This window comes from Corynebacterium sp. HMSC071F07 (genome assembly GCF_001810285.1).
GTDB lineage: Bacteria > Actinomycetota > Actinomycetes > Mycobacteriales > Mycobacteriaceae > Corynebacterium > Corynebacterium simulans.
The window spans coordinates 1-328 of the sequence record NZ_KV800698.1; the positions used below are offsets into that span (position 1 = coordinate 1).

Annotated in this window: 1 protein-coding gene; it reads left to right on the forward strand. The window is 63.1% G+C overall.

Annotated elements, in window-relative coordinates; translation table 11 throughout:
* Window positions 1–328 (forward strand): biotin/lipoyl-containing protein (locus tag HMPREF2724_RS03455; protein WP_305764392.1); only part of this gene is annotated, 328 nt, incomplete at both ends.

The following is a 328-nucleotide window of genomic DNA, read 5'->3' on the forward strand; positions in this document are numbered from 1 at the left end:
AGAAGGAAGAGGCTTCTGCACCGGCTGCTTCCGGCTCCGCAACCGACGTAGCTATGCCAGAGCTCGGCGAGTCCGTCACCGAGGGCACCATTACCCAGTGGCTGAAGTCCGTAGGTGACACGGTCGAGGTCGACGAACCACTCCTCGAGGTCTCCACCGACAAGGTCGACACCGAAATCCCATCCCCAGTCGCCGGCACCCTGACCGAGATCCTCGCCGACGAAGACGACACCGTCGACGTCGGAGCCATCATCGCCCGCATCGGCGACGGCAACGCTGCCCCTGCAGCTTCCTCCGAAAAGGAAGAAGCCAAGGAAGAGCCAAAGGC